The sequence below is a fragment of the Streptomyces venezuelae genome (assembly GCF_008642355.1).
GTDB classification, from domain to species: Bacteria; Actinomycetota; Actinomycetes; order Streptomycetales; family Streptomycetaceae; genus Streptomyces; species Streptomyces venezuelae_B.
Window position 1 is genome coordinate 1,188,138 of sequence record NZ_CP029193.1, and the last position, 12,960, is coordinate 1,201,097.

Below are 12,960 nucleotides of genomic sequence, written 5' to 3' on the forward strand. Positions count from 1 at the left end.
ACAAGCCACAGAGTGTCATGCGTCAGGCCACTACCACCACCAACAGGGGGCACTCCTTGTCCGGCACGACACCCGGCACGACACCTGGGGCATCAACCGGGGCGACGCGGCGACAGCTGCTGCGGCGACTCACGCAGCTCTACGCGGGCCTCACCCTGTACGGCGTGAGCTCCGCGCTCCTCGTGGTGTCCGGCCTCGGCCTGGAGCCGTGGAACGTGTTGCACCAGGGGCTCGCAGAGCTCACCGGCCTGTCGATCGGCGCCGTGTCCATCGTCGTGGGTGCCGCGGTCCTGCTCCTGTGGATCCCGCTGAGGCAACGTCCCGGCCTCGGTACGGTCTCCAACGTCTTCGTCGTCGGTCTCGCGATGGACGCCGCGCTGGCCCTGCTCCCGGACGCCGAGGGCTGGGCCGTGCGCGTCCCGCTGATGGTGGCCGGGATCGTCCTGAACGGCGCGGCGACCGGCCTCTACATCGCGGCCGCGTTCGGCCCCGGCCCCCGGGACGGCCTGATGACGGGCCTGCACGAGCGGACCGGGCGCTCCATCCGGTCGATGCGGACGCTCATCGAGGTGGCGGTGGTCGTCACCGGTTTCGCGCTCGGCGGCACCGTCGGGGTCGGCACCGTCCTCTACGCGCTCGCCATCGGCCCGCTCGCCCAGTTCTTCCTGCGCCGCTTCGCCCTCCCCGCGACCGCCACGGGCGGCGTCGTGGCCGCGGGCGGTCCGCCGGAGCAGGCGATACTGCAGCCGTGACCACGCGCGTACGCCACCCCTACCTCGATCATCCGGGGCCGCTCGCCCTCGCCCACCGCGGCGGCGCGGCGGACGGCCTGGAGAACACCGCCGCGGCCTTCCGGCGCGCCGTCGACCTCGGCTACCGCTACATCGAGACCGATGTCCACGCGACCGCCGACGGCCGTCTCGTCGCCTTCCACGACACGACCCTGGACCGGGTGACCGACGCTGCGGGACGCATCGTCGACCTGCCGTGGAGCGAGGTGCGCCACGCGCGCGTGGCGGGCACCGAACCGGTGCCCCTCTTCGAGGAGTGCCTCGAAGCCTTCCCCGACGTGCGCTGGAACGTGGACGTGAAGGCGGAGCCCGCACTGCTGCCGCTGCTCGACCTGATCCGCCGCACCAACACCTGGGACCGGATCTGTGTCGGCTCGTTCTCCGAGGCCCGCGTGGCCAGGGCCCAGCGCGTCGGCGGCCCGCGGCTGGCCACCTCCCTGGGCACCCGGGGCGTGGCGGCGCTGCGCATGCTGTCCTACGGAGTGCCCGCCGCCCTGCGCCGTTCCGCGGTCTGCGCGCAGGTGCCCGAGACGCACGGCAGGATCCGGGTGGTGGACCACCGCTTCGTGCGCGCCGCCCACGCGCGCGGCATGCAGGTCCACGTGTGGACGGTCAATGACGCGGACCGGATGAGCGCCCTGCTCGACCTCGGGGTGGATGGCATAGTTTCCGATCACATCGAGACGCTGCGCGGGGTGCTGAAGGACCGGGGGACCTGGGTCTGAGGCTTCCGCCGCGGACGTCGCACCACGGGGAACAGCGAGGTCACGGGTGAGCACCGACACCGTGAAGAGAACAGCGGCCGACGGTTCCGAGGCCGCCGAACGGCGGCGCGAGCAGCGGGGCTGGTACGTCTACGACTGGGCGTGCTCGGTCTATTCGACGAGCGTCCTGACCGTGTTCCTGGGGCCCTACCTCACGGAGATCGCCAAGGCGGCCGCGGACCCCGAGGGATACGTGCATCCGCTGGGCATCCCGGTCCGCGCGGGTTCGTTCTTCGCGTACACGGTCTCCGTGTCGGTGATCGTGTCGGTCTTCGTCATGCCGCTGGCGGCTGCGGCCGCCGACCGCACGGGCCGCAAGAAACCCCTCCTCGCCGTCGCCGCGTACGTGGGTGCGGCCGCCACGGCGGGCATGTTCTTCCTGGAGGGGGAGCGCTATCTCCTCGGCGGTCTCCTGCTGATCGTCGCCAATGCCTCGCTGGCCGTGTCGATGGTGCTCTACAACTCCTACCTGCCGCAGATCGCGCCTCCGGAGGAGCGGGACGCGGTCTCGTCGCGCGGCTGGGCCTTCGGGTACGCGTCGGGCGCCCTGGTCCTGGTGGCGAACCTCGTCCTGTTCCTCGCCCACGACGGCTTCGGCGTCTCCGAGTCGACGGCGGTCCGCATCTGTCTGGCGTCGGCCGGTCTGTGGTGGGGCGCCTTCACCCTCGTACCCCTGAAGCGGCTGCGGGACCGGCGGACGCCCGCGCACGAGGCCGGAGCGGCGCCCCGGGGCGGGTGGCGGCAGCTGCGGTCGACCGTGCGGGACATGCGGCGCCACCCCCACACGCTCGCGTTCCTCCTCGCCTACCTGGTCTACAACGACGGGGTCCAGACGGTGATCTCCCAGGCGTCCGTCTACGGCTCCGAGGAGCTCGGTCTCGGTCAGTCCACGCTGATCGTCGCGGTCCTGCTGGTCCAGGTGCTCGCGGTCGCGGGGGCCCTCGCCATGGGACGACTCGCCCGGACGTACGGCGCCAAGCGGACCATCCTCGGGTCGCTCGTGGCCTGGACGGCGACGATCGGCGCCGGGTACTTCCTGCCCGCCGGCGCACCCGCGTGGTTCTTCGTCCTGGCCGCGGGGATCGGGCTGGTACTCGGCGGCACCCAGGCCCTGTCCCGTTCCCTCTTCTCGCACCTGGTGCCGCGCGGCAAGGAGGCCGAGTACTTCTCCGCGTACGAGATCAGCGACCGCGGGATGGCGTGGCTGGGACCGTTGATCTTCGGCCTCACGTATCAGCTCACGGGAAGTTACCGGGATGCCATCGTGTCGCTCGTGGCGTTCTTTTTGCTCGGTTTCGCCCTGCTCGTACGGGTACCCGTACGGCGCGCGGTGCGCGACGCGGGCAATCCCGTACCCGACAGGATTTAGCAACTGAAGCCAAAGGCCGGTAGTGTACGCCTTTGGCCTGCCAGGCGGACCGTTACTGCGAGCTGAAGATTCAGGAGCGCTGGGTGACATCTGCTGCCAGATGTGACAAACCGGGCACTGGTGGGTACAACAAGGGGCGGCATACGACGGCGACGCATAACCCTGAACGGGAATCTTTACCGCCGACCGGACGTTGACCGGATGACGACGACAGCGACACCTGTCCTGTGGGCGACAAGCCCGGGAGGCACGATTCATGAGTGAGCGAGCTCTTCGCGGCACGCGCCTCGTGGTGACAAGCTACGAGACCGACCGCGGCATCGACCTGGCACCTCGCCAGGCCGTGGAGTACGCATGCCAGAACGGACATCGTTTCGAGATGCCGTTCTCGGTCGAGGCGGAGATCCCGCCGGAGTGGGAGTGCAAGGTCTGCGGGGCCCAGGCACTCCTGGTGGACGGCGACGGACCTGAGGAGAAGAAGGGCAAGCCGGCGCGTACGCACTGGGACATGCTCATGGAGCGCCGCACCCGAGAGGAGCTCGAAGAGGTCCTCGAGGAGCGTCTCGCGGTTCTCCGGTCCGGTGCCATGAACATCGCGGTGCACCCGCGTGACAGCCGCAAGTCCGCCTGACGGCGAACGCTGCGGCACACCGCACAACGCAGTACCAGGAACACGCAGCACAAAAGGGCCGGGGCCACTGCTCAGCAGTGGCCCCGGCCCTTTTGCGTGTCATCGCTCAATGGGGCAGCTGCGGGTCGTCCGGACGCGGGCTCCGCATCGGCGGCTCGTCGTCCCTGATGACCTCGCCCTGCACGACCTTGCCGTCGGGCCGGTGCATCCGCGCCTGCTGGTAGGCGTCCCCGAAGCCGCCGGGCGTCGCCTCGCGCACCTTGCGCTCGAAGGTCCGCTCCGCGTACTTCCCGAGGGCCTTCTGGACCGGCGGAATGAGCAGGATCAGCCCCAGGGCGTCCGAGATGAGGCCCGGCAGGATGATCAGCAGGCCGCCCAGCATCGTCAGGGCGCCGCCTCCCCCGGTCTCCCGGGCGGGCGTCACACCGCTCTGCTGCTGTTGCACCGCCTCGCTGAGCTTGCGGAACGCCCGGCGCCCGGCCCGCTTGATCACCGCGGAGCCGAGCACGAGGCCGCCCACCAGGAGCAGGAAGACCACGAACCCGCTCGTGGCTCCCGCCACGAGCGTGAGCAGCCAGATCTCCAGGACCAGCCACGCGGCGATGGCGAGCGGCAGGAACCTCAGGGGCCCGGAGCGCCGGGGCCGGGCGGGTCGGATGGGAGGCGGTGCGCCAGTCGTCATGCTCCCAGTGTGCCTGGGCCCGCCTCAGTCCGGCATAAGGGGATGATCAGGCCCAGGGACAAGGGGATGATCAAACCGACGGGATGATCAAGCCCCTCTTCACCTCAGTCCTGCTTGCGCCCGATCGCCTTGCCGACCTTGCCGACCCGCTCGCCCACACCCCAGGCCGTGACGCGCCAGAGCGCCTCGACGACGATGTTCTGGCTCATCTTGCTGTCGCCGAGCTCCCGCTCGACGAAGGTGATGGGCACCTCGACGACGTGGTAGCCCGCCTTGACGGCGCGGCGTGCCAGGTCGACCTGGAAGCAGTACCCCTGCGACTCGACCTCGCCGAGTCCGAGGCCTTCGAGGGTCTCGCGGCGGAAGGCGCGGTAGCCGCCCGTCACGTCGCGGATCGGCACGTCGAGCAGGAGGCGCGAGTACGTGCTGCCGCCGCGGGAGATGAACTCGCGGTGCTTGGGCCAGTTGACGACCCGTCCGCCCGGCACCCAGCGCGAGCCGAGCACGAGGTCGGCGCCCTTGAGGGCGGTGAGCAGCCGGGGCAGTTCCTCCGGCTGGTGGGAGCCGTCCGCGTCCATCTCGACGAGCACGCCGTAGTCGTGGTCGAGGCCCCAGCGGAAGCCCGCCAGATAGGCCGCGCCGAGCCCTTCCTTGCCCTTGCGGTGCAGCACGTGGACCTGCTCGTCCTCGGCGGCGAGCTCGTCGGCGATCTTGCCTGTGCCGTCGGGGCTGTTGTCGTCGGCGACCAGGATGTGCGCGTCCGGCACGGAGGCGCGCACCCGGCCGACGATGGACTGGATGTTCTCCGCCTCGTTGTAGGTCGGAATGATCACCAAGGCCGTGCCGAGCGGGCCGAACCGCCTCCCCTGGTCCCCTGCCTCGGAGACCCCGCCGCCGTCGTTCACTGATGCCCCTTCGTTCGTACGCAGAGGACCACCATAATGGCCGCTGCCTGCGAGGCCGCGACGGCACGGGACGTACTGCGGATCGGGGCCCGGCGCCCTTCGGGCCGGCCCGGGACCCGCTGGCTGCGGATCGACCGAAAGCCGTTGTCTACTGAGCGTCCGGGCCCCACCCGGGTCACACCTGCCGATTCGGCTGATACGTTCCCTCGCCTCCGCGTCGCGGGCGCTGGACCTGGCTCCCAGTGGTGGTGCGCCGGTGCGGCACACCACCCGTGACCCAGCGGCGTTCGACGACTGCGTGGAGGTTCGCCGGTCGGACGTCCTGTGGTGGACCCGGCCGAACCTACCCGCCCACGGCGGCTCTCTGTCAATACCCGGCTGAGCTGCGGCGACTTAACGGACCGCCAGGTCAGTGCCCAGGATTCCCAGGTCGTACGGAGCCATGACCGGCCACGATCGGCGGCGCGCACCGCCGGGACATCACTCGTCCGGCCCCACGAACACGGGCCGTCCGCCGACCACCGTGCGCAGGCAGACGGGGAGTTCGGCGCCCGGCGAGAGGTCCGGCAGGCCGGGCGTGCCGGAGCGCGGGTCGGTCGACCAGCGGGCCACGCGGTCGTCCGGGGCCTGCACCACCAGATCCGAGGTGCGCCACACGGCGTAGTCCGCGGGCGCGCCCGGCACCAGGATGCCCGCGTCGTCGCGGCCGATCGCGCGCCAGCCGCCGCGGGTGTGGGCGGTGAACGCCGCCCGTACGGAGACCCGGTGCTCCGGCGTGCGGTGGAACGCGGCGGCGCGGACGGTGCCCCAGGGGTCGAGCGGTGTGACGGGGCTGTCGGAGCCGAAGGCCAGCGGCACGCCGGCGCGCAGCAGGGCCGCGTACGGATTGAGGGTGCGGGCGCGTTCGGCACCGAGGCGCTCCGCGTACATGCCGTCCTCGCCGCCCCACAGCGCGTCGAAGACGGGCTGGACGGACGCGGTGAGGCCGAACTCGGCGAACGCGGCGATCGTCTCCGGAGTGAGCATCTCGGCGTGCTCGACGCGGTGCCGTGCGGCGCGTACGCGGGCCGCACCGACCTTCTCGGCGGCCCGGCGCATGCCGTCGACCACTGCGGCCACCGCGGCGTCCCCGATGGCGTGGAAGCCCGCCTGGAGGCCTTCCTCCGTGCACGCCACGACGTGGGCGGCGACGGCCGCGGCGTCCAGGTACGCGGTGCCGGTGTGGGCGGCGTCGGCGTACGGCTCATGCAGGCAGGCGGTGTGCGAGCCGAGGGCGCCGTCGACGAAGAGGTCACCGGCGGCACCGATCGCGCCGAGCTCCTTCGCGCGGCGCACGTCCTGCTCGGCCCAGTAGCCGACGACGCGGGGGCCCGGCTCGTCGGCGGCGAGCCGCAGCAGCCCGGTGAAGTCGTCCTCGTCGGAGATCTCGGGGCCCGCGCACTCGTGCACGGAGCCGATGCCGAGCGAGGCGGCACGACGGAGGGCGGCGCGCTGGGCCTCCGTGCGCTGCTGCGGGGTGATGGCGCCGAGCGCCGCGGCGCGCACCCCGTGATGGGCGTCGGCGGTCAGCGGGGCGTCCGGGCGGTATCCGGCGCGGTCGGTGACGCCGGGCACCAGGTCGAGCAGCGCGGTCGTGACGACGGCCGAGTGGACGTCGATGCGAGAGAGGTAGAGAGGCCTGCCACCGGCCGCCTCGTCGAGTTCCGCGCGCGTGGGCGGTCGGCCGCCGGGCCAGCGGGCCGCGTCCCAGCCGTGGCCGAGCAGGACGGTGTCGTGCGGACGCGCGGCGGCGTGTTCGCGTACGAGAACGAGTGCGTCGGCCAGCGAGCGGGCCCCGGTGAGGTCCAGTCCCGTCAGGGCGAGGCCGGTGGCCGTGGTGTGCACGTGGGCGTCCGTGAACGCCGGGGTGACCAGGGCTCCTTCGAGGTCGACCACGTCGTCGACGCCGTCGGCGAACGCGTCGGCCGCCCCTTCGGAGCCGACCCAGGCGACATGTCCGCGCTCGACGACCATTGCGGTGGCGAACGGGTCGGCGGGGCTGTGGACGTCGCCGCCGCGCAGCAGCACGGTGCGGTGGTTCGATGGATCCTGGGGGTCGTTCCCGGGGGCGGTGCTCTGGCTCATGGGACCAGTCTCGCCCCTGCCCGCGGGCGGCCGGCGCGGGGGTCACACCTGGGGCGGACGCGCCTCGTACGGGGTGGAGAGGACGACGGTCGTGCGCGTGGAGACGCCGGCGAGCGCCCGCAGCCGGCTGAGCAGGTGCTCCAGCTCCAGCGGGGTGGCGACGCGGACCTTCAGGATGTAGTTCTCGTCGCCGGCGACGCTGTGGCACGCCTCGATCTCCGGGACGCCCGCGAGCCGTTCGGCGATGTCGTCGGGGGCGCTGGGGTCGAACGGTTTCACCGAGATGAAAGCCGTGAGCGGCAGCCCGACGGCCTCGGGGTCGACGACCGCGGCATAGCCGCGGATGACACCCCGCTGCTCCAGCCTGCGCACGCGCTGGTGCACGGCCGAGGTGGACAGGCCCGTGGCCTTGCCCAGGTCGGTGTAGCTCATCCGCCCGTCCTTGACGAGCAGCTGCACGATCTGTCGGTCCAGCTCCTCCATGCGCCGAACCTACAGGGCTCTTGATCCGTTCGGATAGCCGACTCGTCTCCCCGCTCGAGGGCAACTTCAATTGGCATGTGACGAACGACACACCTCTGTGGCCGTGTCCGTCGGGATGCAACGATTACGTCCACGACGGGACGGGAAGTGCTTGCTGTGGTCGAGGCCGCAGCGCCTTGTCGGCCCACCCGAGGGGGAGATTCCCATGCAGAATTTGAAGCGCCCCGGCCGGTCTGCCCGCGCCAAGCAGCAGCCGGTCGCCGAGCCCGAGCCGGAGGGCGTCGAACCGGCTGACGCCTTTCTCGACTCCTACGACACTTTTGAGATGTACCGGGTGAACTGCCCCGACTGCGGGCAGCCCATCGCGCTCCTCGCGGACGAGGACGTGCTGCCCGAGCACGCGCTGTGCCCCACGCCCTGGAACCCGTTCGGCCTCACGGTCTGCGCGGGCACCGGCCGGGCGGCCACCGACGCCGAGCCCAGCGACGAGTCGATGGAGGTCCAGGAGCAGGACACCGCCCTGCTCCTGACGCTCCCTCAGGGACTCGACTGGCGGACCCAGCCGTTCTCGCACGTGGGCGGCCCCGGCTCGCGCCCCATGCGGGTGCCGCAGCAGCACCGGCCCGCCGCCTGACTCACCAGTAGGTGCCCTGCACCATGGCGACCAGGCTGTCGTGGTGCAGGATCAGCGTGTCCGCGGCCCCGGCATCGGCCGGCGGCGGGGCCTCGCCGAAGTGGACCTGCCGGTAGGCGACGCGCAGCATGACGATCGCGTGCCGCAGGGCCGCGTAGAGCGTGTAGAAGTCCATGTCGCGCGGTGTGTGCCCGGTGAGCCGGGCGTACGCCGCCTCGACGCGGTCGCGGCGCTGGAAGTCCGGCAGCCCCCGCTGGCCGAAGCTCACCGTGAGGTCCTGGAAGAAACGGTGGAGGTAGACGGTCCAGCCGAGGTCGACCTCGCGCGGGGCGAACGCCGCCATCTCCCAGTCGAGGACGGCGGCCGGCTCGAAACCGTCGTAGACGATGTTCCCGATGCGCGCGTCGCCCCAGTTGAGCACGGCGTCACCCTCGTCCCGGGGCCACAGTTCGTCGAGGCGGTCGAAGGCGCCCTCGATGAGGGGTGAGCGGGGAAGCCCGTCCACCACCCATGCGTAGTAGGCGCGTTGGGCCGCCACGTGGCGCCGCAGCGGGCTGCCGTCGCCCGGCGGCGCGAGAAACGAAGCCGCTTCCGGGGGCACTTGGTCGTGCAGGTGGGCGAGGACGCGGACCGAGGCCTCTTCGAGGTGCGCGCGTTCGGCGTCGGTCGCCGCGTGCAGCCAATTGCCCTCGTACGTATAGGGCATGACGTCCGGCGGGACGCGTCCCTCGACCCGCTCCATGACGAAGAACGGCGCCCCGAGCGGGCCCGGGTCCTCTTCCAGCCACAGCACCCGCGGGACCGGCACGTCGGTGTGTTCGGCGACGAGCCGCATCGTGCGGTACTGCCGCGGCATGTCGTAGACGGGGAAGATTGTGTACGCCGCCGGGTCCGCCGCGAGACGCAACGCACAGTGTCTGAGCGGGGGTTCGGGGTGCTCGACGGTGAAGAGCAGGGTCTCGCTGGACATGCCGTTGGACTCCGGGACGGTCACTCCGGCCGCTTTGGCGCCGGGCAGTCGCGTGTCGAGCCAGGCACTGAGGCGGCGGGCGAGGTCTTCCGGGTCGCGCGTGGTGGTACGGGGACGGGGTGCCGTTGCCATGTCCGTGCTCCTTCCTCCGGGTGCGGGACCTGGCCGTGTCCTCAGGGCGCCACGGAGTCGAATCCGGTGAAGCCGCTCGGGTCGTGGCGGCCGAAGCTGCCGTGCTCGAAGATGCCGTGACCGATGCGGCCTTCGAGGGTGAAGCGTGCGGCGTGGTCGATGACTCCGTACGCGGCGAGGGGGTGGGCGGTGGGGTCCGACAGGTCGTAGCTGCGGCGGTCGGTCCAGTCGCGGCCGCGCCAGGTGCCGTGCTGCCAGTCGTCGGCGGGCGGATATCCGGCGCCCACGGCCAAGGGCAGCGAGGCGAGCACCTCCACGCCGACTTCCAGGGGCTTGTGGCCGTCCGGGTCGATGAGGTGGATGACGGCGCGCTCGGGGTGGCGGGTGCCGGAGCGGTAGGTGATGTCGGTACGGGGCCAGCCGAGTTGACGGTCGGGGCGGCCGGGGCGGACGAGGGTGGCGTCGTTGAGGGTGCGGTGGCCGTCGGCGTCCTCCTGGGCGATGACCATGAGGAAGCGGTCGCCGAAGTGGACCGGGCACCAGATCCAGTGGAAGCCCTCGGTGGCGAACTCCTCCTCCAGGCGCCCGCGCTCCTCCCCGGGGACGGGCCGAACGCCCCAGCTGCGGTCGCGGGTCGCGGTCCACTCCCCCGCCGCCACGGCGATCTCCTCGCCGCCCGCGCGGATCACTCCGGCGGGCCGTCCGGCCTGCACGAAGCGGCGCCCTTCGAGGGTGAGGCGGTCGCCGCGGCGCTGGACGTGGTGCGGCTCCCACAGGGCGGGGAAGTCGGCGGTCCAGGTCAGGTCGTACGAGAGGGACGCGGGGTCGTCCGGGTCGGCCGCGCACGTCAGGCGGATGCGGTGCAGGGGCTCGTCGACGGTGATGCGGAGCGGACCGACGCGGAGGTTCATGCGGTCCTCGCCCAGTGCGTCGCTCGCGCGTACGGCGTGGAGCGTGTCCGCGATGCGCAGGGTGGCGTACGCGTCGATGACGCCGAGGTTCGGATAGACGCCGAGTCCGAGGATGAGCAGGGCGCGGCCCCGGTGGTCGAAGAGGTGGAAGATGCACCGGTCGTAGGCGTTGCGGTCGCCCGTCGCGACGTACTTCATCGAGAGGGGGACCTGGTGCACGGGGTACTCGTCGAGCGGGACCGGACGGTCGTCTGCCACGGCAAACCTCCCTGGTCGCACGGCAGTTCAGAGTGGCGGGAGGCGGGCGGCCCCTCCGGCGCGGAGTTGACGGTACGTCAGTTCGCGGGGCGGAGCCAGATCCGTGCGGGGCCGGGCGCGTACTGAAGCGGACAGGTGCGGGTCGGGGGGCGGACGCGTACTAAACCGGACCGGTGCGGGCGGGGGGACGCTGAACCGGACAGATGCGGGGCCGGACACATGCGGGCCCCGGTACGGCACCGAGGCACCCCCGCGGGCGGGGCGGAAACAGGCACGGGCAGCCCAGGAACAGACGCTCGATTCCCCGAGGCGGTGACTTCCGCACGGGAGCGGGCGTTGGCCTTGCATGACCCCCACGGACATGGGACCGGCGCACTTCCCCACCGGACACCGGCGGCGCACCCTCGTGACGGTGCCCGCCTCCGCAGAATCGGTTGCCCAGCGACCCCAAGGAGCTCAGGAACCCCCGCAGCACCGGGCTCCGTTCCAGTTCGTACAGCAGCTCCCGCACCACACGCAGCACACGCAGCTCCCGCACCACACGCAGCAGCAGCACTCACACCAGCACGCGCCGCACCAGCAGCACGCGCACCATCAGCAGCAACAGCCGCACCAGGCCTACCCGCAGCAGACGTACCAGCAGCCATATCAGCAGCCCCCCGCGCCCTACCGGCAGCCCCACCTCCAGGACCCGCCGATCTACCGCGCCCTGATCCGCCACTGGGCGGACCGGGGCCGCACGCTGCCGGGGCACCACGACGCGGAGTGGGTCAGCCTCGCGGCACCGCCGGTGCGCCACGGCCAGTTCAGCGGGAGTCGGGACCCGCGAGGTGACGTGCGATGACCATGCGCTGGATCTGATTCGTGCCCTCGACGATCTGCAGCACCTTGGCCTCGCGCATGAGGCGCTCCACCGGGAAGTCCGCCGTGTAGCCGTACCCCCCGAGGACCTGCACGGCGTCCGTCGTCACCTTCATCGCGGCATCCGTGCACAGCAGCTTGGCCATGGCCGCCTGCTTGGCGAAGGGCCGCCCCGCGTCCCGGAGCCGGGCCGCCGAGAGGTAGAGCGCCCGGCCCGCCTCGATCTGTGTCGCCATGTCCGCGAGCATGAACCGCAGGCCCTGGAAGTCCGCGATGGGCCTGCCGAACTGCCGGCGCTCGGTCGCGTACCGGACGGCCTCGTCGAGCGCCGCCTGGGCCACCCCGATCGCGCAGGCCGCTATGCCGAGCCGCCCGGAGTCCAGCGCGGAGAGCGCGATGGCGAAGCCCTGGCCCTCGTCACCGATGCGGCGGGAGTCGGGGATGCGTACGCCGTCGAAGTTGATCTGAGCGGTCGGCGAACCCTTCATGCCCATCTTCTTCTCGGGCGCCGCGGCGCTCAGCCCCTCCGCGTCGCCGGGCACCAGGAACGCCGTGATGCCGCGGGCGCCGTCCGGTCCCGTGCGGGCGAGCACGGTGTAGAAGTCGGCGACGCCGCCGTGCGTGATCCAGGCCTTGGTGCCGCTGATGACCCAGTCGTCACCGTCCCGGACGGCCTTCGTGCGCAGGGACGCCGCGTCCGATCCGGCCGCGGGCTCGGAGAGGCAGTACGCGCCGAGGAGACCGCCTCCGAGCATGGCGGGCAGGTGGTCGTTCTGCTGCTCCTTGGTGCCGTACCCGGCCAGGGCGTGGCAGGACAGGGAGTGGACGCTGACGCCGAGACCGACGGTCAGACGCGCGGCGGCGAGCTCCTCCAGGACCTGGAGGTAGACCTCGTACGGCTGGTCGCCGCCGCCGAACGCGGAGTCGTAGGGCAGTCCGAGCAGCCCCGACTCGGAGAGCAGCGCGAAAAGCTCGCGCGGGAAGCGCCCGGCGTCCTCCTGCTCGGCGGCCTGCGGGACGATCTCGCGCTGGGCGATGTCCCGGACCAGCGAGAGCAGATCCCTGGCCTCATCCGTGGGCAGCTGACGCTCCACCGACTGCGTGATGTGGTCGGGCATGACGCTCTCCTCCCTGTGGGGCTGCGGCGGACGCCCGCGCTGGGTAGGGGCGGCGCCGCCGGGAAACGTGCCGAGCCGTGGTGGTCTTCCGGGTCACGAAAGCAGCTGACCAGCGGCTCCGGCGCGTTGAGTATGCCCGATCAGCGGCGACCCGTCACTAGTTAACGACCGCTTACTCGAAAGATAACTGAAGATCGCTGGTGATCGGCGACGAGCGCGACCACGGGGGTGACCGCGGAGAGCCACGAGGGGGCGGCAGGGCACAGCGGATTGGTACGAACCATTGACCGCACTGGTCTAGTCCTCCTACTGTTCCCCCGAACGTCT

13 protein-coding genes are annotated in these 12,960 nt (G+C 71.7%); 6 read left to right on the top strand and 7 right to left on the bottom strand.

Annotated features, from left to right (window positions below; genetic code table 11):
- The first annotated feature begins 17 nt into the window (after window positions 1-17).
- From DEJ47_RS05515 to DEJ47_RS05530, 4 genes are all read left to right on the top strand, one after another.
- A complete protein-coding gene (locus DEJ47_RS05515; RefSeq protein WP_223828243.1) occupies window positions 18-752 on the top strand; it encodes a YczE/YyaS/YitT family protein in 735 nt (244 codons plus the stop codon).
- Window positions 749-1,516 (top strand): glycerophosphodiester phosphodiesterase, encoded by a 768-nt coding sequence (locus tag DEJ47_RS05520; RefSeq protein WP_150165490.1) that lies wholly within the window; start codon window positions 749-751, stop codon window positions 1,514-1,516. Before DEJ47_RS05515 ends, DEJ47_RS05520 begins: the two co-directional genes overlap by 4 nt.
- A 46-nt stretch (window positions 1,517-1,562) precedes the next feature.
- Window positions 1,563-2,924: an MFS transporter gene (locus DEJ47_RS05525; protein ID WP_150165492.1), complete on the top strand. Its 1,362-nt coding sequence runs from the start codon at window positions 1,563-1,565 to the stop codon at window positions 2,922-2,924.
- 256 nt (window positions 2,925-3,180) lie between these two features.
- Window positions 3,181-3,555: an RNA polymerase-binding protein RbpA gene (locus DEJ47_RS05530; RefSeq protein WP_030360404.1), complete on the top strand. Its 375-nt coding sequence runs from the start codon at window positions 3,181-3,183 to the stop codon at window positions 3,553-3,555.
- 106 nt (window positions 3,556-3,661) lie between these two features.
- Here the strand turns inward: DEJ47_RS05530 and fxsA are convergent, their stop codons facing one another.
- The 4 genes from fxsA to DEJ47_RS05550 all read right to left on the bottom strand — a co-directional run bounded on the left by fxsA (window position 3,662) and on the right by DEJ47_RS05550 (window position 7,749).
- Window positions 3,662-4,237, bottom strand: a complete 576-nt coding sequence (gene fxsA, locus DEJ47_RS05535; protein WP_150165494.1) for an FxsA family membrane protein — start codon at window positions 4,235-4,237, stop codon at window positions 3,662-3,664.
- Between the two features lie 104 nt (window positions 4,238-4,341).
- Window positions 4,342-5,142 (bottom strand): polyprenol monophosphomannose synthase, encoded by an 801-nt coding sequence (locus tag DEJ47_RS05540; protein ID WP_150165496.1) that lies wholly within the window; start codon window positions 5,140-5,142, stop codon window positions 4,342-4,344.
- 480 nt (window positions 5,143-5,622) lie between these two features.
- On the bottom strand, window positions 5,623-7,266 hold the full coding sequence (locus DEJ47_RS05545) for an amidohydrolase (RefSeq protein ID WP_150165497.1): 1,644 nt from the start codon (window positions 7,264-7,266) through the stop codon (window positions 5,623-5,625).
- 42 nt (window positions 7,267-7,308) lie between these two features.
- Complete coding sequence (locus DEJ47_RS05550; protein ID WP_030789227.1) at window positions 7,309-7,749, bottom strand: Lrp/AsnC family transcriptional regulator; 441 nt, start codon at window positions 7,747-7,749, stop codon at window positions 7,309-7,311.
- Window positions 7,750-7,954: 205 nt separating this feature from the next.
- Between DEJ47_RS05550 and DEJ47_RS05555 the strand changes: the two genes are divergently transcribed.
- A complete protein-coding gene (locus DEJ47_RS05555) occupies window positions 7,955-8,383 on the top strand; it encodes a hypothetical protein (protein ID WP_150165499.1) in 429 nt (142 codons plus the stop codon).
- Between the two features lies 1 nt (window position 8,384).
- Here the strand turns inward: DEJ47_RS05555 and DEJ47_RS05560 are convergent, their stop codons facing one another.
- Together DEJ47_RS05560 and DEJ47_RS05565 are read right to left on the bottom strand one after the other, a co-directional pair.
- Window positions 8,385-9,485 (bottom strand): phosphotransferase family protein, encoded by a 1,101-nt coding sequence (locus tag DEJ47_RS05560; protein WP_150165501.1) that lies wholly within the window; start codon window positions 9,483-9,485, stop codon window positions 8,385-8,387.
- Between the two features lie 41 nt (window positions 9,486-9,526).
- A complete protein-coding gene (locus tag DEJ47_RS05565; protein ID WP_150165503.1) occupies window positions 9,527-10,654 on the bottom strand; it encodes a hypothetical protein in 1,128 nt (375 codons plus the stop codon).
- Between the two features lie 346 nt (window positions 10,655-11,000).
- On the opposite strand from DEJ47_RS05565, the gene DEJ47_RS36330 reads away from it, so the two are divergent.
- The gene (locus DEJ47_RS36330; RefSeq protein ID WP_190415899.1) at window positions 11,001-11,498 is read left to right on the top strand and encodes a hypothetical protein; all 498 of its coding nucleotides are present in this window, start codon (window positions 11,001-11,003) and stop codon (window positions 11,496-11,498) included.
- Here DEJ47_RS36330 and DEJ47_RS05575 read toward each other — a convergent pair.
- A complete protein-coding gene (locus tag DEJ47_RS05575; RefSeq protein WP_150165505.1) occupies window positions 11,461-12,633 on the bottom strand; it encodes an acyl-CoA dehydrogenase family protein in 1,173 nt (390 codons plus the stop codon). The two genes, DEJ47_RS36330 and DEJ47_RS05575, sit on opposite strands and share 38 nt — an antisense overlap.
- Between the last annotated feature and the right edge of the window lie 327 nt (window positions 12,634-12,960).